This is a genomic window from Pseudomonas sp. N040 (assembly GCF_015637705.1).
GTDB lineage: Bacteria > Pseudomonadota > Gammaproteobacteria > Pseudomonadales > Pseudomonadaceae > Aquipseudomonas.
In genome coordinates this window covers 41,262-62,440 of sequence record NZ_JADOBE010000010.1, presented here as the reverse complement: position 1 = coordinate 62,440, position 21,179 = coordinate 41,262, and the positions used below count along the sequence as shown (strand labels likewise).

At 60.7% G+C, this 21,179-nt stretch carries 22 protein-coding genes and 1 pseudogene; 8 read left to right on the top strand and 15 right to left on the bottom strand.

What is annotated here, in order from left to right:
* Positions 1–101 precede the first annotated feature (101 nt).
* From nqrM to ISX93_RS14690, 8 genes are read right to left on the bottom strand one after another with little or no spacing between them, the layout of a single operon-like run.
* Entirely contained in the window at positions 102–335 is a 234-nt protein-coding gene (gene nqrM, locus ISX93_RS14725) for a (Na+)-NQR maturation NqrM (protein ID WP_195779502.1), read from the bottom strand.
* A complete protein-coding gene (locus ISX93_RS14720; RefSeq protein ID WP_374987701.1) occupies positions 332–1,357 on the bottom strand; it encodes an FAD:protein FMN transferase in 1,026 nt (341 codons plus the stop codon). The genes nqrM and ISX93_RS14720 overlap by 4 nt, the downstream gene beginning before the upstream one ends.
* Positions 1,358–1,373: 16 nt before the next feature.
* Positions 1,374–2,597: an NADH:ubiquinone reductase (Na(+)-transporting) subunit F gene (gene nqrF / locus ISX93_RS14715; protein ID WP_195779500.1), complete on the bottom strand. Its 1,224-nt coding sequence runs from the start codon at positions 2,595–2,597 to the stop codon at positions 1,374–1,376.
* 10 nt (positions 2,598–2,607) lie between these two features.
* Positions 2,608–3,216, bottom strand: a complete 609-nt coding sequence (gene nqrE, locus ISX93_RS14710; RefSeq protein WP_195779499.1) for an NADH:ubiquinone reductase (Na(+)-transporting) subunit E — start codon at positions 3,214–3,216, stop codon at positions 2,608–2,610.
* Positions 3,216–3,890 (bottom strand): NADH:ubiquinone reductase (Na(+)-transporting) subunit D, encoded by a 675-nt coding sequence (locus tag ISX93_RS14705; RefSeq protein ID WP_195779644.1) that lies wholly within the window; start codon positions 3,888–3,890, stop codon positions 3,216–3,218. Before ISX93_RS14705 ends, nqrE begins: the two co-directional genes overlap by 1 nt.
* Complete coding sequence (locus ISX93_RS14700) at positions 3,887–4,675, bottom strand: Na(+)-translocating NADH-quinone reductase subunit C (RefSeq protein ID WP_195779498.1); 789 nt, start codon at positions 4,673–4,675, stop codon at positions 3,887–3,889. The genes ISX93_RS14705 and ISX93_RS14700 overlap by 4 nt, the downstream gene beginning before the upstream one ends.
* On the bottom strand, positions 4,668–5,879 hold the full coding sequence (locus ISX93_RS14695) for an NADH:ubiquinone reductase (Na(+)-transporting) subunit B (RefSeq protein ID WP_195779497.1): 1,212 nt from the start codon (positions 5,877–5,879) through the stop codon (positions 4,668–4,670). The genes ISX93_RS14700 and ISX93_RS14695 overlap by 8 nt, the downstream gene beginning before the upstream one ends.
* A gap of 3 nt (positions 5,880–5,882) precedes the next feature.
* The gene (locus ISX93_RS14690) at positions 5,883–7,220 is read right to left on the bottom strand and encodes a Na(+)-translocating NADH-quinone reductase subunit A (RefSeq protein WP_195779496.1); all 1,338 of its coding nucleotides are present in this window, start codon (positions 7,218–7,220) and stop codon (positions 5,883–5,885) included.
* A 208-nt stretch (positions 7,221–7,428) separates the two neighbouring features.
* Between ISX93_RS14690 and ISX93_RS14685 the strand changes: the two genes are divergently transcribed.
* Entirely contained in the window at positions 7,429–7,986 is a 558-nt protein-coding gene (locus tag ISX93_RS14685; RefSeq protein ID WP_195779495.1) for a chalcone isomerase family protein, read from the top strand.
* A gap of 20 nt (positions 7,987–8,006) precedes the next feature.
* On the opposite strand, the gene ISX93_RS14680 is transcribed toward ISX93_RS14685, so the two are convergent.
* On the bottom strand, positions 8,007–9,425 hold the full coding sequence (locus tag ISX93_RS14680; protein WP_195779494.1) for an amino acid permease: 1,419 nt from the start codon (positions 9,423–9,425) through the stop codon (positions 8,007–8,009).
* Between the two features lie 206 nt (positions 9,426–9,631).
* Between ISX93_RS14680 and ISX93_RS14675 the strand changes: the two genes are divergently transcribed.
* Positions 9,632–10,750, top strand: coding sequence for a hypothetical protein (locus tag ISX93_RS14675; RefSeq protein WP_195779493.1), 1,119 nt, complete (start codon positions 9,632–9,634; stop codon positions 10,748–10,750).
* Positions 10,751–11,123: 373 nt separating this feature from the next.
* Here the strand turns inward: ISX93_RS14675 and ISX93_RS14670 are convergent, their stop codons facing one another.
* Positions 11,124–12,101, bottom strand: coding sequence for an NAD-dependent epimerase/dehydratase family protein (locus ISX93_RS14670; protein ID WP_195779492.1), 978 nt, complete (start codon positions 12,099–12,101; stop codon positions 11,124–11,126).
* Positions 12,102–12,246: 145 nt separating this feature from the next.
* Positions 12,247–13,316 (bottom strand): annotated as a pseudogene (locus tag ISX93_RS14665) (integron integrase).
* Between the two features lie 202 nt (positions 13,317–13,518).
* On the opposite strand from ISX93_RS14665, the gene ISX93_RS14660 reads away from it, so the two are divergent.
* Positions 13,519–13,827 (top strand): hypothetical protein, encoded by a 309-nt coding sequence (locus tag ISX93_RS14660; RefSeq protein ID WP_195779490.1) that lies wholly within the window; start codon positions 13,519–13,521, stop codon positions 13,825–13,827.
* A gap of 263 nt (positions 13,828–14,090) precedes the next feature.
* On the opposite strand, the gene ISX93_RS14655 is transcribed toward ISX93_RS14660, so the two are convergent.
* Complete coding sequence (locus ISX93_RS14655) at positions 14,091–15,134, bottom strand: IS110 family transposase (protein ID WP_195779489.1); 1,044 nt, start codon at positions 15,132–15,134, stop codon at positions 14,091–14,093.
* An 85-nt stretch (positions 15,135–15,219) separates the two neighbouring features.
* Here ISX93_RS14655 and ISX93_RS14650 point away from each other — a divergent pair, with 85 nt between their 5' ends.
* The 5 genes from ISX93_RS14650 (at position 15,220) to ISX93_RS14630 (ending at position 18,005) form a co-directional block, all read left to right on the top strand.
* Complete coding sequence (locus tag ISX93_RS14650) at positions 15,220–15,579, top strand: hypothetical protein (RefSeq protein WP_195779488.1); 360 nt, start codon at positions 15,220–15,222, stop codon at positions 15,577–15,579.
* 102 nt (positions 15,580–15,681) lie between these two features.
* The gene (locus ISX93_RS17340) at positions 15,682–16,086 is read left to right on the top strand and encodes a YceK/YidQ family lipoprotein (protein ID WP_195779487.1); all 405 of its coding nucleotides are present in this window, start codon (positions 15,682–15,684) and stop codon (positions 16,084–16,086) included.
* 230 nt (positions 16,087–16,316) lie between these two features.
* Positions 16,317–16,589 carry a CopG family ribbon-helix-helix protein gene (locus tag ISX93_RS14640; protein WP_195779486.1) on the top strand — a complete coding sequence of 91 codons (273 nt, stop codon included), beginning with the start codon at positions 16,317–16,319 and terminating at the stop codon, positions 16,587–16,589.
* Positions 16,586–16,876, top strand: a complete 291-nt coding sequence (locus ISX93_RS14635) for a type II toxin-antitoxin system RelE/ParE family toxin (RefSeq protein WP_195779485.1) — start codon at positions 16,586–16,588, stop codon at positions 16,874–16,876. The genes ISX93_RS14640 and ISX93_RS14635 overlap by 4 nt, the downstream gene beginning before the upstream one ends.
* Positions 16,877–17,030: 154 nt before the next feature.
* Positions 17,031–18,005: a sensor domain-containing diguanylate cyclase gene (locus ISX93_RS14630; RefSeq protein WP_195779484.1), complete on the top strand. Its 975-nt coding sequence runs from the start codon at positions 17,031–17,033 to the stop codon at positions 18,003–18,005.
* A 100-nt stretch (positions 18,006–18,105) separates the two neighbouring features.
* Here ISX93_RS14630 and ISX93_RS14625 read toward each other — a convergent pair whose 3' ends face one another.
* The 3 genes from ISX93_RS14625 to ISX93_RS14615 all read right to left on the bottom strand — a co-directional run bounded on the left by ISX93_RS14625 (position 18,106) and on the right by ISX93_RS14615 (position 21,011).
* Complete coding sequence (locus tag ISX93_RS14625) at positions 18,106–18,852, bottom strand: class I SAM-dependent DNA methyltransferase (protein WP_195779483.1); 747 nt, start codon at positions 18,850–18,852, stop codon at positions 18,106–18,108.
* Positions 18,853–18,921: 69 nt separating this feature from the next.
* Positions 18,922–19,353 carry an ABA4-like family protein gene (locus ISX93_RS14620; RefSeq protein ID WP_195779482.1) on the bottom strand — a complete coding sequence of 144 codons (432 nt, stop codon included), beginning with the start codon at positions 19,351–19,353 and terminating at the stop codon, positions 18,922–18,924.
* A gap of 203 nt (positions 19,354–19,556) precedes the next feature.
* Positions 19,557–21,011 (bottom strand): glyceraldehyde-3-phosphate dehydrogenase, encoded by a 1,455-nt coding sequence (locus ISX93_RS14615; protein ID WP_308705344.1) that lies wholly within the window; start codon positions 21,009–21,011, stop codon positions 19,557–19,559.
* Positions 21,012–21,179: the final 168 nt, after the last annotated feature.

Sequence of the window (21,179 nt, the reverse complement as noted above, 5' to 3'; positions counted from 1 at the left end):
ACCGGCCAAGCCATGACCGGAAAGAATCTGCTCTGGATGACTGCGCCACAGATGCCGGTAGCACGCCCTGTCAGGCTAACCGGATGCATGCGCCCTGACCATTAGCGCTTGGTCGCATCCTCGGCCAGTTCTGTGCCAACTGCGCCGGTTCCCTGGTCTCGGTTGACTTCCTCGCACTTCTCGCGGCTACCGCCGCAGATCGAGCATTCCTTTTCGATGCCCAGATTGGCGATGCCGCCACATGAACCAGCAATCGGCTGGCGGCCGAAGATCACGCCAATCGACATGCCCAGCACCACCAGCAGCATGATGAGAAACACCAGCAACCAAGTCATCTTCCGGCTCCTTTGGCGAAACGACTGTCGAATGCACGAGTACCCCGACTGACGAAGCCCTTGTCGGTTCGACTGATAAACAGCGCCGCAATATCCCGCTGCTGGGCAAATTCGAAGCCCTGCTCCGGGCCCAGCAACAGCAACACGGTCGACAGCCCGTCGGCGCGCATGGCCGAAGGGTCCACCACGCTGACCGAAGCCAGGCGATGACTGATCGGCGCGCCGCTGCGGGCGTCAATGCTGTGTGAATAGCGCTGGCCGTCCTGCTCAAAGTAGTTACGGTAATCCCCCGAGGTCGATACCGCCAGATCATCCAGCGCGAGCACCCTGGCGGCCACCGGCTGGCCAGGCTGGGGCTCTTCGATGCCGATCTGCCAGAAAGAGCCATCCGGCTTGCGCCCATGGGCGCGCAACTCACCGGTGATATCCACCAGATAGCTGGTGATCCCCTGCTGTTCGAGCAGCGCGGCAACCCGGTCCACCGCGTAGCCGGCACCGATGCTGTTGAAGTCCAGCTGGAGCGCCCGCTGCTTGCACAGCTGCCGGCCATCCACCTGCAGATACTGGTGGCCCATCTGCGTACGGGCGGCGGCAATCTGTTCTGCCGACGGCACCTGCTCGCCGCGCGATTGCGGCCCGAAGCCCCACAGGTTGATCAGCGGCTCGATGGTAAGGTCGAACGCACCCTCACTCTCGTGCGACAGCTGCTCGCCAGCCTTGACCAGACTCAGCACGGCTTCCGGCATAGCCATGCAGCTGCCGCTCGGCAGGGCATTGAAGCGCGACACCAATGAGTCGGCCCGGTAGGTGGACAGCTGCTGGTCGACCTCTGCCAGAATCGCCAGCACCCCGGCCTGAATGCCGGCGCGATCGGCGCTCGCCTGAGCCGGTACGTACTTGATCGAGTAGGTGCTGCCCATGGTCGGGCCGCTCAGCTCCTCGAGCGCCGGTCCACAGCCGCCGAGCAGCAGGCTGGCCAGCACGGTGCAAACCCGGCACCAAGGCTGGCGCGCGCACGCCAGCCAGGCCGTCCAAGGTCTAGCCACCAAAGTCATCCAGCAGGATGTTGTCGCGCTCGACCCCCAGGTCCAGCAGCATCTTGATCACCGCGGCATTCATCATCGGCGGGCCGCACATGTAGAACTCGCAATCTTCCGGGGCCGGATGCTCCTTCAGGTAGTTCTCGTACAGCACGTTGTGAATGAAGCCCTTGAGGCCGGTCCAGTTGTCCTCCGGCTGCGGATCGGAGAGCGCCAGATGCCACTGGAAGTTCGGGTTCTCGGCCTGCAACTGGTCGTACTCTTCCACATAGAAGGCCTCGCGCAGTGAACGCGCGCCGTACCAGAAGCTGATCTTGCGCCTGGACCCCAGGCGCTTGAGCTGGTCGAAGATGTGCGAGCGCATTGGCGCCATGCCGGCACCGCCGCCGATGAAGATCATCTCGGCATCGGTGTCCTTGGCAAAGAATTCGCCAAACGGCCCGTACACCGTGACCTTGTCGCCCGGCTTCAGGCCGAATACCCACGAGGACATCTGGCCAGCCGGCAGGTGATCCTTGCCCGGCGGTGGCGAGGCAATGCGGATGTTGAATTTGACGATGCCCTTCTCGTCCGGGTAGTTGGCCATGGAGTAGGCGCGGATCACCGTCTCGTCGACCTTGGACACGTACTTCCACTGGTTGAACTTGTCCCAGTCGCCGCGGTACTCGGGCTGGATGTCGAAGTCCTTGTAGTGCACCTCGTGCGGCGGGCATTCCAGTTGCACATAGCCACCGGCACGGAAGTCCACGCTCTCGCCTTCCGGCAGGCGCAGGGTCAGTTCCTTGATGAAGGTGGCCACGTTGGGATTGGACTCCACCGTGCACTCCCACTTCTTCACGCCGAAGACCTCTTCCGGCACCTCGATGCGCATGTCCTGCTTGACCGGGGTCTGGCAGGACAGGCGCCAGCCGGCCCTGGCCTGGCGCTTGGTGAAATGCGACTCCTCGGTTGGCAGCATCTCGCCGCCACCCGACTCGACGATGCACTTGCACTGCGCGCAGGTACCACCGCCTCCACAGGCGGACGAGAGGAACACCTGGTTCGACGCCAGGGTCTGCAGCAGCTTGCCGCCAGCGGGCACGGTGATGGTTCTTTCGCCGTTGATCAGAATGCTCACATCACCGCTGGAAACCAGCTTGGCACGGGCCGCCAGAATGATCAGCACCAGCGCCAGGACGATGCCGGTGAACATGCCGATGGCAAGTAATATTTCAAAGCCCATCCTGCTCTCCCTACAGCTTGATGCCGCCGAATGACATGAAGCCGAGTGACATCAGGCCGATGGTAATGAAGGTGATGCCCAGGCCCTGCAAGCCTTCGGGGACATCGCTGTATTTGAGCTTTTCGCGAATGCCGGCCAGCAGGGCGATGGCAATCGCCCAGGACAACCCGGAACCAAAGCCGTAGACCACGCTCTCGCCGAGGTTGTAGTCACGCTCCACCATGAACAGCGAGCCGGCCATGATCACGCAGTTCACCGTGATCAGCGGCAGGAACACGCCGAGCGCGTTGTACAGCGCCGGCATGTACTTATCCAGGACCATCTCGAGGATCTGCACGATGGCGGCGATCACCCCGATGTAGCTGAGCAGACCGAGAAACGACAGGTCCACCTCCGGCAGCCCGGCCCAGGCCAGCGCACCGTCCTTGAGCAGCCAGGTGTACAGCAGGTTGTTGGCCGGCACGGTGATGGCCTGCACCAGGACCACCGCGATGCCCAGGCCGATGGCGGTTTCGACTTTCTTGGAGATGGCGATGAAGCTGCACATGCCGAGAAAGAAGGCCAGTGCCATGTTCTCGATGAACACCGAGCGGACGAACAGGCTGATGTAATGTTCCATCAGTAGGCCTCCTTGTTGCTGACATGCGGCGCCATCTTGAACGCCGGCGCCTCTTTCTGTTCGGTCTTCCAGGTACGCAGGGCCCAGATGATCAGGCCGATCAGGAAGAACGCCGAGGGCGGCAGCAGCAACAGGCCGTTGGGCTGGTACCAGCCGCCGTCATTCACCGTCGGCAGGACGGTATAGCCCAGCAGCTTGCCGGCGCCGAACAGCTCGCGGAACACCCCCAGCACGATCAGCATGGCGCTGTAGCCCAGGCCATTGCCGATGCCATCGAAGAACGACAGCAGTGGCGGGTTCTGCATGGCAAAGGCTTCGGCGCGGCCCATCACGATGCAGTTGGTGATGATCAGGCCGACGAATACCGAGAGCTGTTTCGACAGGCTGTAGGCGAAGGCCTTGAGCACCTGGTCGACCACGATCACCAGCGAGGCGATGATCACCATCTGCACGATCATGCGGATCGAGCTGGGAATCTGGCTGCGCACCATGGAAATGAACAGGTTGGAGAAACCGGTGACCACGGTCAGGCCGATGGCCATGACCAGCGCCGTCTTCAGGCTCGAAGTCACCGCCAGCGCCGAGCAGATCCCGAGGATCTGCAGGCCGATGGGGTTGTTGTGCACGATCGGATCGAGCAGCACGCTCTTGATGGTTGGTTGCGACATGCTTATGCCTCCCCTTTGCCAAGGTTGACCAGGAACGGCCCGAAGCCACCCTCACCCAGCCAGTAGTGCAGCAGGTTGTTCACCCCGTTGCTGGTCAGCGTCGCGCCAGCCAGAGCATCGACCTGATGGGTTGCTTGCGGGCTGTGCGGATCGACCCCGCCCTTGACCACCTGCACCGCCAGCGCCCCATCGGCATCGAACAGGGTCTTGCCGACCCACAGCGACTTCCACTTCGGATTGTCGACTTCGCCACCCAGGCCGGGCGTCTCGGCATGCTGGTAGAAGCCCAGGCCGACCACGGTGTTCAGGTCGCCCTGCAATGCCATGAAGCCATACAGCGTCGACCACAGGCCGTAGCCACGCACCGGCAGGATGAGCTTCTCGAGCTTGCCCTGGTTTTCCACCAGGTACACGGTGGCGAAGCGTTCGCGGCGCTTGATCGAGGCAATATCCTCGGCGCCCGGCACCGCATCGGACAACTGCGGATCCTTGGCTGCCTTCTGCTGGTCGAATACCTGCGGATCCAGCTCGCTGGTGTACTTGCCGGTGCTCAGGTCGACCACCCGGGTGACGATACGCTCCTTGAACAGCGCCTTGACCTGCTTGCCGGAGAGTGACGGATCACCGAGTCCGGCAATCGCCAGGATGCTGCGCTGCTTGTCGAGCAGGCGGTTTTCCACCTGCACCGGCTTCAGCGCGATGGCACCACCAGCGACGAACACCGAGCAGACCAGGCAAACGATCAGCGCCACCATCAGGGTGCGCAGCGTCGATTCTTTCTGACTAGACATTGCGCGCGAGCCTCCGCTTGATGTTGGCCTGTACTACGAAATGGTCGACCAGGGGCGCACACAGGTTGGCAAACAGGATTGCCAGCATCATGCCCTCGGGAAAGGCCGGATTGACCACGCGGATCAGCATCACCATCACGCCGATCAGGGCGCCGAAGATCCACTTGCCGGTGTTGGTCATGGATGCCGACACCGGATCAGTCGCCATGAAGATCATGCCGAAGGCAAAGCCACCAACCACCAGGTGCCAGTACCAGGGCATGGCGAACATCGGGTTGGTGGCCGAGCCGATGCCGTTGAACAGCAGGCTCATGCCGATCATGCCGAGCATGACCCCGGCGACGATGCGCCAGGAGGCGATCTTGCTCAGCAGCAGCACCGCCCCACCAATGAAAATCGCCAGCACGCTGGTCTCGCCCATTGAGCCGTGCTCGAGGCCGATAAAGGCATCCCACCAGCTCAGGCCATTGGCCATCACCTGTTCGATACCGCCGGCCGCCGCCGTACTCAGTGCGGTGGCAGCGGCAAAGCCGTCCACCGACGTCCACACCGCATCCCCGGACAGCTGCGCTGGGTAGGCGAAGAACAGGAAGGCACGGCCGACCAGTGCCGGATTGAGGAAGTTCTTGCCGGTACCACCGAATACTTCCTTGCCGATCACCACGCCGAAGCTGATGCCCAGCGCCACCTGCCACAGCGGCACGCTTGGCGGCAGGGTCAGGGCAAACAGCACCGAGGTGACGAAGAAGCCTTCATTCACCTCATGCTTGCGGATCGAGGCAAACAGTACTTCCCAGAAGCCGCCGACGATGAAGGTGGTCAGGTATACCGGCAGGAAGTAGGCCGCACCCTGGATGAAGTTGTCCCACAGGCTGTGCGGATCAAAGCCGGCCAGCGTACCGATCAGCGCGAAACGCCAGCCTTCCTGGCTGGCCAGCAACTCGGGATTGCCGGCAAAGATGCTGTTGGCCTGGTAGCCGATGTTCCACATGCCAAACAGCATGGCCGGGAAGGTGCACAACCAGACGGTGATCATGATGCGCTTGAGATCGATGCCGTCGCGTACATGGGCAGTGGTCCTGGTGACGCTGCCCGGGCGATAGAAAAAGGTATCCACCGCCTCATACAGGGCATACCACTTCTCGAAGCGCCCGCCCTTGTCAAAATTGTGTTCGATCCTGTCGAGGAATTTGCGCAATGCCATCGATCAGCCCTCCTTCTCGATCAGGTTGAGGTTATCCCGCAGGATCGGGCCGTATTCATACTTGCCAGGGCAGACATAGGTGCACAGCGCCAGGTCTTCCTCATCGAGTTCCAGGCAGCCGAGCTTCTGCGCCATTTCCGTATCGCCGACAATCAGGTAGCGCAGCAGCTGGGTGGGCAGGATGTCCAGCGGCATGACTTGCTCGTATGTACCGACCGGCACCATGGCCCGGGCGCTGCCGTTGGTGCTGGTATCCAGGGCAAATTTCTTCGCCCCGGCCAGCCGCGAGACAAACACATTGAGCACCGAGTGCTTGTTCACCCCGGGGCGCAGGTAATGCAGGAATTCACGCTCGTCACCTTCGTGCAGGCAGGACACCTGCTGGTGATAACGGCCCAGATAGGCAAAGGCGCCACGTGCCGTCCGCCCGCCCAGCACCGACCCCGAAATCACCCGGTTATAGCCCGGCTTCAGCTCGCCCGCGCAAAGCGCTTCGAGGTTGACCCCCAGGCGGCTGCGCAGCAGCCGCGGCTTTTCCACTACCGGTCCGGCCAGCGCAATCACGCGCTCCACCGACAGGCGACCGCTGATGAACAGCTTGCCGATCGCGATAACGTCCTGGTAGCCGATGCTCCAGACACTCTTGCCGGCACTCACCGGATCCAGAAAATGAATGTGCGTGCCGGCCAGCCCGGCCGGATGCGGACCGCCGAAGGAGGCCACCTGCACCTGCGGCAACTCCTCGCCCGGCAGGCTCACGCCGTCGGCCTTGCATAGAAACACCTTGGCCAGGCGGGTCAGCACTTGCAGGCCGCAGGCGAAATCGGCGGCCTGCTCGGCAATCACCAGCGCCGGGTCGGCTGCCAGTGGCTGGGTATCGATGGCAGTGACGAAAATCGAACTGGGGGTGGCATCCACCGCCGGAATCTTGCTGAACGGCCGGCTGCGCAAGGCCGTCCACAGGCCCGACTGCAGCAGGTTGTCGCGCACCAGCGCCGGATCGAGGCTGGCCAGCTGCGCCGGCGCATACCGGGCAAAGGTCACCTCATCCTCACCGTCCAGATCAATCACCAGTGACTGCAGCACCCGCTGCTCGCCACGGTGAATGGCGCTGACCACTCCGGCAGCCGGGGCGGTGAAGTGCACCCCCGGATTGCGCTTGTCGGAAAAGAGGATCTGCCCGAGCTTGACCCTGTCCCCGACCTGGACTGCCATGGTCGGCTTCATGCCGTGGTAGTCCTTGCCGATCAGCGCCACGCTGCGTGCTGCTCGTGCCGGTTCAATCTGCTGCACCGGAGCGCCTGCGATGGGCAAATCCAGACCTTTTTTTATTCTAATCATTCGCTTCCCCTCGCCCGGCAGCCTTGCTCACGCATACCGGCGCATGCCGCATGAAATACATAACCCGTTGAGTATAAAAGCCTTTAATAAGCAATCACCAGCGTGAAAACCCCACTCCCGAGTAAAAGCAACATCAGGCAACACAGCCAGGATTGACGCTCAAGCCCCGATTACCGCGAAATCGGCGGACATCATCCAGGAACACGCCATGCAACGACTGATCCTCCTGCTCTGCCTGTATGCCGGCACCGCGCTGGCCAGCGACAGCGAGCGCCTGCAGCAGGCCGGTTTTGCCCCGACACTGGAAAGCTCCGGCAGCCGCCTGCACCTGAAGAACCAGGCGGTACTGGAATACCTGTGGCTCGACGTCTACGCCGCGGCCTTCTACAGCGAAGCCCGGCTGACCCCGCGCCAGGCCCTGCAGGCACAAGCCAGCCAGCGCCTGGAGCTGTACTACTTCCAGAGCATCCGCCGTGACGACGTGCTCGAGGCCGCCTGGACCACGCTGCAACGCCAGCACAGCCCGGCCACCCTCGACGCCCTGCGGCCGGAACTGGAGCGCCTGCACGAGAGCTTCCGCGACATTGCCCCCGGTGACCGTTACGCCCTGATCTACAGCAAGCCGCATGGCCTGCAGCTGGAGCGCAATGGCCAGGTGGTGTTCAGCAGCCCGGACAGCCGCCTGGCGCAGGCCTATTTCGGCATCTGGCTGGCGCCACAAGGGCTGTCGGATGAACTCCGCGAAGCCCTGCTGGCGCAGCGCTAGCAGCCGGCCGGGCCTTTCGGCTAACCGCCCGCAGCAGGCGAACGGGGCCTGCGCTGGCGGATCCGGTAGCACAGCCAGAGCAGCCCCAGCCAGACCGGCAGCAACAGGATCGACACGCGGATACCCGGCATGTTCAGCATGACGCAGGCGATCCCGACGATGAACAGCAGGCACAGGTAGTTGCTGAACGGGTACCAGAACGCCTTGAAGCCCGGCTCGATATGCCGCGCGCGCATGGCCCGGCGAAACTTCAGGTGAGTCAGGCTGATCATCGCCCAGTTGATCAACAGCGCCGCCACCGCCAGAGACATCAGCAACTCCAGCGCCTGCTGCGGCGCCAGGTAGTTGACCAGCACACAGAGCAGCGTCATCAGCGCCGAGACGCCGATCGCCAGTACCGGCACCCCGCGCCGGTTGACCCGGGTCAGCCGGCGCGGCGCATCGCCCTGCTCGGCCAGGCCGTAGAGCATCCGGCTGTTGCAGTAGACCCCGCTGTTGTAGACCGACAGCGCCGCCGTCAGCACCACGAAGTTGAGCAGATTGGCCGCCTGATCACGGCCCAGCAGCGAGAACACCAGGACGAACGGGCTACCGCTGTAGGGATCGCCCGCCGCATTGATCGACTCCAGCAGCAGTGGCCACGGATACAGCACCAGCAGCACCCCCAGCGCGCCGACGTAGAAGATCAGGATGCGGTAAACCACCTGATTGATCGCCCGTGGAATCACCTCGCGCGGATTTTCCGCCTCGGCCGCGGTGATGCCGACCAGCTCCAGTCCGCCAAAGGAAAACATGATGATGGCCAGCACCATCACCAGCCCGTGCAGGCCGTTGGGAAAGAACCCGCCGTGACTCCACAGGTTGCTCAGCGCGGCCTGCGGCCCGCCGGTGCCGGTGGCCAGGAGCAGCAGGCCGAGAATGATCATGCCGAGAATGGCCATCACCTTGACCAGGGCAAACCAGAACTCGGTCTCGCCAAACAGGCGCACGCTGGACAGGTTGAGCAGATTGATCAGCACGAAGAACACCGCGGCCGTCAGCCATGACGGAATCTCCGGCCACCAGAACTGCACATACTTGCCAACCGCCGTCAGTTCGGCCATCCCCACCAGCAGGTACAGCACCCAGTAGTTCCAGCCGGAAAGGAAACCGGCATAGCTGCCCCAATAGTTGTGCGCAAAGTGGCTGAAGGAGCCGGCGACCGGCTCCTCGACAATCATTTCGCCGAGCTGGCGCATGATCAGGAAAGCGATACAGCCGGCAATCGCATAACCGAGGATCATCGACGGCCCGGCGGACTTGAGCACCCCGGCCGAGCCGAGAAACAGTCCGGTGCCGATGGCGCCGCCCAGCGCGATCAGCTGGATATGGCGGTTCTGCAAGCCGCGCGTCAGGCTGCCCTGGTGCAGCACAGGTGTGTGCAGCGGTGTCTGGTGCATGGGTCTACTCCGCAAGCCTTGAGCGGCAGCGCCTGCCAGCGTGGCCGGACGAACTGCACGGGGAGGGGGTCATGGCTGCCAGTCTATCTGTCGCGGCCGGACGCGGCATCCAGATTAACCGGCCCTGCCGGCAGGACGCAGAAACAGCTACAGTGAATGACAGCCCACCGCCCGCCTGCGGGGCACCGTAAAAGGACTTGCCAGCCATGCACAGCACCAGACTGCTCCTGCCAATCGGCGCCGCCCTGCTCGGCCTGCTCGGCGCCTGCAACAGTGATATCCCGCCGATCAGCGATTGCCTGGCCAGGGACGGCATGCAGCCGATCTGCCAGTTCAGCAACCCCGAGGACATCGTCCTGCTGCCCGACCGCCGCACCCTGCTGGTCAGCCAGATGGGCACCAACATGGAGCAGGCCGACCCCGGCTCGCTGGTGTTCTTCGACACCCTGAGCGGCACGCTCACCCCCGCGTTTCCGGCTGACCAGGCGACAACCCCGCTGGCCGACAGCGACAACTGGGGCAGCGCCGACTGCCCCGGCAACCCGGGCCAGGCCCTCGCCCCGCACGGCATTGCCCTGCGCCAGCGCAACGACCAGCGCTGGCAGGTGGCCGCGGTCAATCACGGCGGGCGCGAAACCATCGAGATGTTCGAGCTGCTGACCGACCAGCCGGCGCCCCGCCTGCAGTGGCGCGGCTGCGTCGTGCCGCCCGAAGGCAGCTTCGTCAACGATGTGGCACTGCTGAAGAACGGCGGCTTCGTCGCCAGCCAGATGTTCGACAAGCGCTCGGGCCACCTGTTCGGCATGAACCGCGGCATCCTCAAGGCCATGCTCGGGATGGACACCGGCTACGTCTTCGAATGGCAGCCGGCCAGCGGCTTCCGCGTGCTGGAGGACAGCCGCGGCCGCTTCATCAATGGCGTCGAGATCAGCGCGAACGATCAGGCGGTGTTTGCCAATGTGTACTTTGGCGGCGAGATCCGGAAACTCGACCGGATCAGCGGCAAGCAACTGGGCAGCACCCCGGCGGAGCGCGCGGACAATCTGGCCTGGGACGACCAGGGCCGGTTGCTGGCCGTCCTGCATGGCGGCACCATGCGCGAGCAGATGGCCTGCATGGGCCAGCCAGGCCAGACCTGCAGCCTCGCCTACAGCATCCTGCGGATCGACCCGCTGAGCATGCAAGGCGAAGTCATCCTCAGCCACAGCGGAGCGCCGATGGGCGCCGCCACGGTGGCGCGCGAGGTCAACGGCAACCTCTATCTCGGTTCGTTCTCCGGCGACCGCATCGTCAAGCTGAAATACCCCATCGAGCCGGCGCGCTAACGGCTTGCTCCCAACAACCTGCAGGAGCAACTGTCTTCTGTAGGAGCGCCGCCCTCGCTGCGACAAGGCCCACGGCGGGCCTCCGGGCATAATCGGGGGCGATGCTCCTGCAACCGGGCAAAGCCAGCTGCACCTCGGCCGGACTGCCCTTGATGCTTCTGTAGGAGCGGCGCCCTCGCCGCGATAAGCCCGGCTCCGGGCGGCCAGCCCAGCAGCAAAGCTCGCGCCGGGGGCGACGCTCCTACAGCAAGGCCACGCCAGCACCGCTGCGGGAAGCGCTTGATCTCCACCGATGCCGCAGGGTGGAAAAGGCTGCCGGCGTTTTCCACCCTACGGCGAAACTCAACGATAAACCGCCAGCAACCGACAGACGCTACCCGGCCAGACTCGCGCGCAAGCGGCGCAAACCTTCCTCGACACTCACCCGCGGCACATAACCCAGCTCGACCCTGGCCTTGTCCCCCACCAGCGTGCACTCGCGGCGCATGACCATGGCCGCATGCCGGGTCAGCGGCGGCGCACCCTTGAGCGAAAAGGTCCGCCACAACCATTCACTGAGCGCCCCGACGCAGGCCGCCAGCCAGCCCGGAATCGACTTGTCGCCCAGCGTCACGCCCGCCGTGGCTGCCATGCCTGAAATGATCTCGCGCAAGCTGCGATTACCTTCATCGAGAATGAAATAGGCCCCGCCGGGCTGGCCCGCAGTCAGCGCCAGCACGATGGCATCCACCAGGTTGTCGATGAAGGTGGTCGAGGTCATGGCCCGACCCTGGTCAATCCAGCTCCAGCGCCCGGCCTTGGCCAGCTCGAGAATGACCGGCAGCAAGGTGGCATCCCCCGGCCCCCAGATAAAGCGCGGGCGCAGCACCAGGGTGACAAAACCGCCCGCCACATCATTGGCCGCAAGCACCGCCTGTTCCGCCCGCGCCTTGGTCGCGCAGTACGGATAGGGGCTGTCGAAGGCCAATGGGTAGCTTTCGTCCACCTGATGCAGGTCCTGGCCACGCACCAGCGCCGCCTCGGTACCGATGTGAATGAAGCGCTGCACCCCGGCCGCGCGCGCCGCCTTGAGCATGTTGCGGGTGCCGCCGACATTGGCGCGTTCCCAGGCGTCCGCTTCGCCCCAGGCCTCGACGAAGGCCGCAGCATGGATCACCACCGCGCAACCCTGCAGATGCCCGGCGCTGACGTCGTCCAGATCGCAGCGCACCGGCTCGGCGCCCAGCTGGCTGATAAGCGCATCGCTCTTGGGCGAGCGTGACATCGCATGCACCTCATGCCCGGCCGCAACCAGACGCCGGGTAGCCGCACCGCCGACAAAGCCGGAAGCACCGGTGATAAAAATCTTCATGGGGGTATTTACCTCGCAGGACTAACTGACAGGGGCGGAAATGCAGTGTGGATGGCTGCAAGCTGATCTGCCAATGCCCATGCCGGATACTCTCAGCACAGCATGCCCATCCCGCGCACAGGTCGAGACAAGAAACCATCCATTCTCAAACTGACCGATCCAGCGGACTCAATACCGCCAGCCCACCCCGATTGAGCACATGGGTGTAGATCATCGTTGTCTTGACGTCAGCATGACCCAGCACTTTGCCGCTCTCGCCTCAGGCTTCGCGGCAAAGCCCGGCCCAGGCCATCCATGGCCAGGGCGCTCGGCGGGCCAAGGCAACGCCTTGGCATATTCCTCCTCGCCCTGCACCGTGCGAATGTCCTGGCCACTTTCCAGCAGATGCGTGGCAAACGAGTGACGTAACGTATGCGGGGTGGCTGGTTTTACCAGGCCGGCTCGGCGTACCGCATCACGCACATGGCGCTGAATGGTCTTGTCATGCAGATGATGGCGAAAAATCCCTGCGCCACGCGGGTCTTGCGAGCGATTGGCCGAAGGAAAGACAAACTGCCAGCCCCATTCAGCTGCTGCATTGGGGTACTTGCGCGCCAAGGCAAAGGGCAAGTTCGTCCGCCCAAAGCCCTCAGCCAGATCGCGTTTGTGCAAGCTCCTGACCTTGTCCAGATGCACCTGTAGAGCGGGGATCACACTGGTCGGCAAAACTGTTACCCGGTCCTTCTGCCCCTTGCCGTCGCGCACCACAATCTCACGTCTGGCAAAGTCCACATCCTTGACCCGCAAACGCAATCCCTCACTCAGTCGCAGACCTGCGCCGTACAGCAAACCGGACACCAGCCAGGGCACCCCGGAAAGTTGGCCAAGCAGCACCTGCACCTCATCGCGCGTGAGCACGACCGGCCGATGCTGTGGCCGCTTGGCGCGTACGATGTTTTCCAGCCACGGCAACTCCTGCTTCAGTACCTCCTTGTAGAGGAACAGCAAAGCAGCCAAAGCCTGGTTCTGGGTTGACGCTGCGACGTTGCGCCTGACCGCCAGATGGGTCAGGAAAGCCTCAATTTCTGCGGCACCCATCTCCACTGGATGTCGGTACGCATGAAACCGAATAAACCTTTTTATCCACTCGGCGTAGACACGCTCGGTGCGAATCGAATAGTTTCTGAGACGAATTTGCTGCCGAACCTGATCAAGCAGCTTGGGCTTGCCATCCATGTCGTAGTTCTCCCTGAGGGTGTCGCATTCCCTGCGACTGCCTCAGGCTAGACAAGGACTTAACGGACGACAAGGAATGTTATCCGACATCCTTCTGGATGTTATGCGACAGCAATGTCGTCTAATAGTAGTTAGGGGCCACATGCGTAGTCGCAGAGAACTTGTCTCCGAGCTAATCCGGAACCCACGTATCGAGACTACCTTGCTCGACGAGCTGGCTAGCTATGGTTGGGATTCAGAAGTAGAACTTGGCACTATTAAGCAAGATGACGTGTGCGCTGTACTCGCCCAGCTTCAATCAGGTGCCTTGTCCGCCCAAGAGGTTCACGCTTGGGCCAACAGAATCGAAGGTAGAGATGACGTCGCATATCAATTTGGCAGTGAAGGGGTAGTAAACGAAGCCGTATTCTGGCTTGCTAATCCGCAAATCAATTGGCCAATTAACAACGATTTATGCCAGAAAATTGAGTCCATGTTCTTAACAGGTCGTTACGAGTTGAGCGGCCCCTAACAATGCGTATATGGACTCTCCCCACAAGTAGTGAGCAAAGCTTTTCCCAACCCTGTCGTCAGTGCGGTTGCATTCGTATATCCGGCCTGTGCTGGGCTCTTTGCCCTGGCCATTCTGTAGTTCGCGCAACGGGGGCCAAGCGTTCAATCGATCACCAGGATCAGTATTGTTATCGGCCTTGATCCGTTGCAGGACTCACCTGTTCCGACAGTGTTTTGCTCTCACCACAACCACGTGAAGTTGCTGCTCATTTCTCCTGCCGGCTAAGCCGGCAGACTGCTTTGCCAGTTGCCGCTGAAGCGCCGCTCATGGCACCACACGGCCCAGCAAATTCTCACCATTTTGTTCGCCAGCGCCACCGCCGCTTTGTTGTGCCCAATGCGGGCCGCCGTTTGTGTAGCCCAGCGCTGCAAGGCGGTTAAGCGTTCGGGCGTTTTCGCCTGACAGCGCTGGGCTGCCAGCAAAGCGGTGCGGGCGCCATGGATAAACAAGGTTCGTACATAGGTGTTGCCCTGGCAGCTGATGCGCCCCAATTTACGGTGATTACCGCTGCTGAATTCGCGCGGGGTCATACCAAGCCAGGCACTGAGTTGGCGACCATTGTGAAACCGTTCGGGTTGCCCAACGGCGGCCTTAAACGCACTTGCGGTGAGCACGCCGATGCCGCTCACCTCATCCAGTTTGTGCACGATGGCGTCATCCTGATGCCAGCGTTTGAGCTGCTGTTCGCACTCAACCATGCATTGTTCGGTCAGGTTGATCTCAGCCAGCACGATATGCAGCATTTTGCTCAGTAGCGCCAACTCGGGGCGCTCGACCAGATCATGGGCGGCTCGGACAAACGCAGCCGTCGCCGCCGGCGCGTCGATGCCGGCTTCCCGCAAGATGCCACGCAGCAGGTTGATCCGCTGGGTGCGGGTTTTCTTCCAGGTTTCGCGCAAACCGTGTAGCTGCTGGACTTGTTGTTGCTCATGGCTTTTCACCGGCACCGGATGCATATCCTTGCAACGCGAGGCTTCCAGCATTGCGCCGCAATCGTTGCGGTCGGTTTTGTTACGGCGGCGATAGGGGCGAACGTAGCGCGGATGAATCAGCCGTACCCGATGCCCCAGGGACTGCGCTACGCGGCCCCAATAGTGAGCAGTACCACAGGCCTCCATGACCCACTCGACTGGCTCAGCCTGCTCCTGTATATATCGCCTGAACGCCTCTCGATTCAGCCGCTTGCGCTGAACCACCTGGCCGGAATGGACACTCTCGGCAACTTGGTAAACGGACTTGGCCAGATCAACTGAAATTCGCTTCATAACGGCTCTCCCAACATTCAGCCACCACCGTTCTCGGTATAGAACGGTGGCGCGGGGAGAGTCCATTACAGCATTAGAGGTATCTATGCGTTTCATACCAGCCATGTTGTTATCAGCCCTTCTCAGTGCGTGCGCCACGCCGGTTAGCCACACGAATGTTCCTCTGTCCACTTACGACAAAGACACCGAATATGGCCTAGAAGATCGCCCTGACGGTTTTGGAATTACCGTCTATTACTCCCGCTACCAATTCATCCCAGAAAGTGAAGCTGTTGCAACCGCATGTAAATCTGCTCTGACTTCTATCGCGTGGGAAATCGCAGAGAAGAAAGGTAAGCAAATCGAGCCAATTAACGAGCAACGCATAAGAATTTCCATGGGGCGGAACGGCATTTCTGGGATTACATCTTGCCAAGCGTTCGCGGTGGCAAAGTGGAAACAATGACGATACCTCTAACATGGCGCTCAACCTCGCTCCCTTCGGTCGCTGGACGCTGCTCGATAAAGCCGCGCAGCGCCGGTTAGCTCTACGTTAGGCATACAAGTTATGAAAAAACATTTAACTTATTTAATTCTAATTTCTCTAATTCACGGCTGCGCATCAGTACATGAGACTTTTATTTCAAAGGATCAAAGCTCAACATATGGACCGTACGGATATAGAAGCAAAGTATATGCTGGCGTTAAAACTGACGCATCCAAGGTTTCGCTTTGCTTTGCAGGAACAGGGTGGGAATTTATAACTTGTCCATTTGCGCTCTTCGCAGCAATTGACATGCCATTTAGCATGGTTAGCGATACAATACTACTGCCATATACGATGACAGACAAACAAAGAAATGACGATCTCAAAGAAAAATGTATTGCACATAAACGCGTGGAGGCAAGGAATGCCAATATAAGTGGTAAGCCTTGGGAAGATAATGATAGATGGTGTGTTAAAGCGTACTAATTCGTCAGTTTCAAGAAAACTCTTCGCGCAGCTTTGCTCTTGAGGTCACACATTACAAGCCGAGGCACGGCAGCCTAACAACGTGCTTAACTTCGCTCACTTCGTTCGCCGAACATCATGTTGCCGGTTAGCTTAATCGTTAGATGCTTTAGCCCACCATCCGTCAACGCCCGCTTGCCCCATTGAATACGATGTAATACATTGCATTCAACAGTATGGAGGGCACCCTAATGAGCGTCACAACCGTCCGGCTACAACCTGAACTCGAAGAAAATCTTGGAGCCATGGCCGAGAAGCTTCATCGGAGTAAAAGCTGGCTTATTAATCAAGCACTTAGAGAGTTTTTTGAACGCCAGGCACTGGAGCAGAACCGGTGGCAGGAAACGCTGCAGGCTATGGAGTCCGTTGCACAGGGCAGAGTCGTGTCCGGTGAAGCAGTAAACACCTGGCTCCAAAGCTGGGGCAGTACCAATGAACTGCCACCACCGAAGGCGGGCCAATGAAGCTGGTCTACTCAGAAGAGTCCGTGGCAGATTTGGTTCGTCTCCGGGCATTCATTGCTGAGAAAGATCCCCTTGCTGCTGCACGTGTAGCAACAGAACTCATTGCGCGCATCGAAAATCTTCGTCTATTCCCAACAATGGGCCGCGCAGTTGAACTAGCTCCAGACCCAAAGGCTATTCGTGACGCAATCTTCGGAAAATACGTAATTCGGTATACAAATCATACCGAAACTGTCGTTATTCTTCGTATATGGCACCACTATGAAGACCGCATGCAAAGCACCTAACTACATATATGGACTCTCCCCACAAGTAGTGAGCAAAGCTTTTTCCAACCCTGTGCGCCTGGACAACTCGGGGCCGCGTTCCACGGCCCACTGGCTTAATCTTACGGCGCACGCCAGCCACGCGCACCCATGAGTTCAATATAGGGATACTGCCTTGAAAGCACCTGATACTCCGCAGGATGAGCAGGCCCGGCTCGAGACGCTGCGGTCACTCGGCATTCTGGATTCCCCGGCGGAGGAACGATTCGATCGCCTGACACGCATGGCGAAAAGGTTGTTCGGTGTGCCTATCGCGCTTGTCAGTCTTATCGATGAGAACCGCCAGTGGTTCAAGTCCTGCTTCGGGCTGAGCGTGAATGAAACATCGCGGGATATCTCGTTTTGTGGCCATGCGATTCTGGGAAACGATCTGTTCCTGATTCCCGACACCCTCGCGGATGAACGCTTCGCCGATAACCCGCTGGTTTTGAACGATCCGTATATTCGTTTTTATGCCGGATGCCCGCTCAGAGCCCCGAACGGGAACAAGCTGGGGACTTTGTGCATTATTGATCGTCAGCCAAGAAACTTCGGAAGGGATGAACTCGAGGCACTGATTGACCTTGCGGCAATGGTGGAGCGTGAAATTTCGGCGGTTCAACTGGCAACGCTGGATGAACTTACCAAGATATCAAACAGGCGCGGCTTCATGATGCTGGCCCAACACAGCCTGCATCTCTGTGCGCGACAGAAATTGGCTGCGTCGCTGGTATACATGGACCTGGACAAGTTCAAACCAATCAACGACACCTTCGGACATGCAGAAGGCGATCGGGCGCTGACGGTGTTTGCCGAACAGCTAAAGGCCGCGTGCCGGGGTTCAGACATCCTGGCCCGACTGGGGGGCGATGAGTTTGCCATTTTGCTCATCGATACATCCAGGGAACGCACCGGCAATGTTGTCTCAAGGCTCTGTGAGTCTGTCGAGAATTACAATCGGGAAGCCCGGCGCGGATACGCTATTGCGTTTTCCCATGGAATTGTCGAGTTCGATCCCGAGAAACACCCCACGCTGGATGCCATGATGGCCGAGGGCGACGCGCTGATGTATGGCCTCAAAAGATCAAAAGCTCAACTTCAACAACGATGAGCAGCGTGTGCTTCCTGCACGCGGTTAAAATCGTTTGCCTGGTTCATTCCGGCCTGCATTTCGCGGGCCCGGAAATCCCGGCCCCCTTGGGTTTTTTGGTTTAAACCTTCACGCAAACAAATACTGCGTTACCGGAAACCCCATCCCAGGGGATGATCTTTTCATAGTCATGTTCAAGGACATGCACTTCGAAGCGCGCCGCCTGCAACAGCCGTTTCAATTCGTCAAAACCGACAGCAACCATCGCATGTTCATCCTCCCAGCGCTGAGTCAGATCCTGCGTGGTCTTTTCGATACTGACCTTCAGTGATTGCCGCTCACCGTGACCGCAATAATTCCAGCCCGAGCCGAAGGAAAACCGGCTGCCATCCTGTTCCACCGTATGCCTTGCGAACGAGTGGTTGTCGATCCGGTTCTTGTCCACGGCATTGAAGCAAAAGACACCCTTTGCCTTGAGCGCCGCATGCGCACTGGCGATGCACGCTTGCAGCCGCTCAATGCCGCCGCTGTAGTGAATGGAATACAGCAAACAGGTGATCAGATCGACTGGCGCGCCAACCGTGAAACCGCACATGTCCTGCAAACTGAAGTGCGCTTCCGGGCAGCGCAGTTTGGCTCTATCCAGCATGGGCTGATTGATATCCAGCCCGCTGCTGCTGTAGCCAAAATCGATGAAGTGCCGGACGTGCGGCCCGGTGCCGCAGGCCAGGTCGAGGTGCGTGTTGCCATTATTGCCAAATAGCTGATGCAGCCTGCGCACGCTATGGCTTTGCGCCTGGTAGTTGATGTCCGCGCAGAGCAGATCGTAGTAGCCGGACAAATCCGTATATAAAGCATTATTCGACATGGCGGTTCTGGAGTACTCGCGTAAATAGTGAAGTTGCCAGGGCACTGCCGGTGGCCGGCCTCTATAGCCCTATACGCCCATCCACCAGCGCAAACCAAGGAACGCCAGCAAACCCAGCGGACCGAACATCAGCGTCAGCGCGTAGCACGGCAGCAACGCCCAGTGGCTGATCCCGGCCAGCGCGCCCTCATGGCGGATATACACGCCGACCATCAAGTCGAACGCCAGGATGTGGATCCAGGCGGCCAGCGCGGCAGTGGGCTGGCGCAGCAACGCCAGCACCCCGCCAAGGCTGAAGAACCCTGGCTTGCCGCTGCCCGGCTCGGGCCGCTGGCGCAGGGCGGCAACCAGCAGCCAGGCATAGATGAACGTCAGCAGCACCACCACGACGCCGACCACAACGTCTGCGGTATGGGCCCACGAAGGCAGTGCTACCAGCATCAGCCAGCCGAGCAGGGCAATCAGCGAAGCGAGTTTGAACAGCGGTTTCAACGGGGGCATGGAATCCTCCTTGCGCGAATCAAGGCAATGTCCGCGTTAGTGGTTGAACGTGTTTTTGTGGCCGGCCTTGCGACCGCTTGGTGGGTTACGGCCCCTGGCCTAACCCACCCTACAAAAGCCCACGTCCATGAACCAACCCATAACGAGTACAGCGCCAATAAAAACGGGAGCCGCAGCTCCCGTTCCTGTTTGCAGCCCGGCGTTTAGCGCGGGAAGACTGGCGGGTTGACCCCGGCCATGTCTTCCATCACGCGAATCACCTGGCAGCTGTAGCCGAACTCGTTGTCGTACCAGACGTACAGCACCACGCGGTTGTCGGTGCAGATGGTGGCTTCGGCATCGACCACGCCGGCATGCCGCGAGCCAACAAAGTCGGTGGAAACCACTTCCTGCGACTGGATGAAGTCGATCTGCTTCTGCAGCTCGGAGTGCATGGCCATCTGGCGCAGGTACTCGTTGACTTCCTCGCGGGTGGTGGCTTTCTCCAGGTTCAGGTTGAGAATGGCCATCGACACGTTCGGCGTCGGCACGCGGATGGCGTTGCCGGTCAACTTGCCCTTGAGCACTGGCAGGGCCTTGGCGGCGGCAGTGGCGGCACCGGTTTCGGTGATCACCATGTTCAGCGGCGCCGAACGGCCGCGACGGTCGCCCTTGTGGAAATTGTCGATCAGGTTCTGGTCGTTGGTGTACGAGTGCACGGTCTCGACGTGGCCGTTGGCGATGCCGAACTTGTCGTTGATGGCCTTGAGCACCGGCACGATGGCGTTGGTGGTGCAAGAAGCCGCGGAGATGATCTTGTCGTCCGGGCTGATCTCGCTGTGGTTGATGCCGTGCACGATGTTCTTCAGCGCGCCCTTGCCCGGCGCGGTAAGCACGACGCGACCGACACCCGGACAGGCCAGGTGCTGGCCGAGGCCCTCGGCATCGCGCCAGACGCCGGTGTTGTCCACCAGCAGGGCGTTCTCGATGCCGTACTGGGTGTAGTCCACTTCGGTCGGCGACTTGGCGTAGATCACCTGGATCAGGTTGCCGTTGGCGGTAATGGTGTTGTTGGCTTCATCGATGGTGATGGTGCCGGCAAACGGACCATGCACCGAATCACGCCGCAGCAGGCTGGCACGCTTGACCAGGTCATTGGTCGCGCCCTTGCGCACCACGATGGCACGCAGACGCAGACGGTCGCCGCCACCGGTCTTCTCGATCAGGATGCGCGCCAGCAGGCGACCGATGCGGCCGAAACCGTACAGCACGACGTCGGTGCCCTTGTGGCCGTTGCTGCTGCGCTGGCCAACTACCGGTGCCAGTTCCTCGCGCAGGAACTGTTCGTGGCTGCGGCCGTTGCCTTCCAGCTTGAACTTGACCGCCAGCTTGCCCACGTCAATGGACGCTGCTCCCAGGTCGAGTTCGGTCAGGGTCTTGATGATCGGGTAGGTTTCCAGCACGGTCAGTTCGTCGACCCCCATCCCGACCAGGCGGTGACGGGCGAAGCGGTGGGCCTTGAGTACGCCGATGACCGAATGGTTGATCAGGCCGCGACCATAGATCGAGGTGATCACCTTGTTGTTGCGGTAGAGCTGGCCAATCATCGGGATCATCGATTCTGCAAGAGATTCGCGTTCGATCCATTCACCGAGACACTGGTCGGAGTTCTGATTCACGGGGCAGTACCTTCCACAATGTAGGGGGGAGAAAAAAGGGGCTGTATTATGCCGCCACCGCCCCCAACCGGCAATCCACGCCCGTCGCGGGCCGCCCGGAGGATTTTTCCGCGCCATCCGGGGCTTGCCGGCCCGGATAACCACTCAATCTCGCGCGGCACTCGCCTG

What these genes read in the sequence shown, in the direction of transcription:
- nqrM (WP_195779502.1), bottom strand. Translation starts at nt 335, where the DNA reads ATGACTTGGTTGCTGGTGTTTCTCATCATGCTGCTGGTGGTGCTGGGC.
- nqrF (WP_195779500.1), bottom strand. Translation starts at nt 2,597, where the DNA reads ATGGGCTTTGAAATATTACTTGCCATCGGCATGTTCACCGGCATCGTC.
- nqrE (WP_195779499.1), bottom strand. Translation starts at nt 3,216, where the DNA reads ATGGAACATTACATCAGCCTGTTCGTCCGCTCGGTGTTCATCGAGAAC.
- ISX93_RS14700 (WP_195779498.1), bottom strand. Translation starts at nt 4,675, where the DNA reads ATGTCTAGTCAGAAAGAATCGACGCTGCGCACCCTGATGGTGGCGCTG.
- ISX93_RS14695 (WP_195779497.1), bottom strand. Translation starts at nt 5,879, where the DNA reads ATGGCATTGCGCAAATTCCTCGACAGGATCGAACACAATTTTGACAAG.
- ISX93_RS14690 (WP_195779496.1), bottom strand. Translation starts at nt 7,220, where the DNA reads ATGATTAGAATAAAAAAAGGTCTGGATTTGCCCATCGCAGGCGCTCCG.
- ISX93_RS14685 (WP_195779495.1), top strand. Translation starts at nt 7,429, where the DNA reads ATGCAACGACTGATCCTCCTGCTCTGCCTGTATGCCGGCACCGCGCTG.
- ISX93_RS14680 (WP_195779494.1), bottom strand. Translation starts at nt 9,425, where the DNA reads ATGCACCAGACACCGCTGCACACACCTGTGCTGCACCAGGGCAGCCTG.
- ISX93_RS14675 (WP_195779493.1), top strand. Translation starts at nt 9,632, where the DNA reads ATGCACAGCACCAGACTGCTCCTGCCAATCGGCGCCGCCCTGCTCGGC.
- ISX93_RS14670 (WP_195779492.1), bottom strand. Translation starts at nt 12,101, where the DNA reads ATGAAGATTTTTATCACCGGTGCTTCCGGCTTTGTCGGCGGTGCGGCT.
- ISX93_RS14655 (WP_195779489.1), bottom strand. Translation starts at nt 15,134, where the DNA reads ATGAAGCGAATTTCAGTTGATCTGGCCAAGTCCGTTTACCAAGTTGCC.
- ISX93_RS14650 (WP_195779488.1), top strand. Translation starts at nt 15,220, where the DNA reads ATGCGTTTCATACCAGCCATGTTGTTATCAGCCCTTCTCAGTGCGTGC.
- ISX93_RS17340 (WP_195779487.1), top strand. Translation starts at nt 15,682, where the DNA reads ATGAAAAAACATTTAACTTATTTAATTCTAATTTCTCTAATTCACGGC.
- ISX93_RS14640 (WP_195779486.1), top strand. Translation starts at nt 16,317, where the DNA reads ATGAGCGTCACAACCGTCCGGCTACAACCTGAACTCGAAGAAAATCTT.
- ISX93_RS14635 (WP_195779485.1), top strand. Translation starts at nt 16,586, where the DNA reads ATGAAGCTGGTCTACTCAGAAGAGTCCGTGGCAGATTTGGTTCGTCTC.
- ISX93_RS14625 (WP_195779483.1), bottom strand. Translation starts at nt 18,852, where the DNA reads ATGTCGAATAATGCTTTATATACGGATTTGTCCGGCTACTACGATCTG.
- ISX93_RS14620 (WP_195779482.1), bottom strand. Translation starts at nt 19,353, where the DNA reads ATGCCCCCGTTGAAACCGCTGTTCAAACTCGCTTCGCTGATTGCCCTG.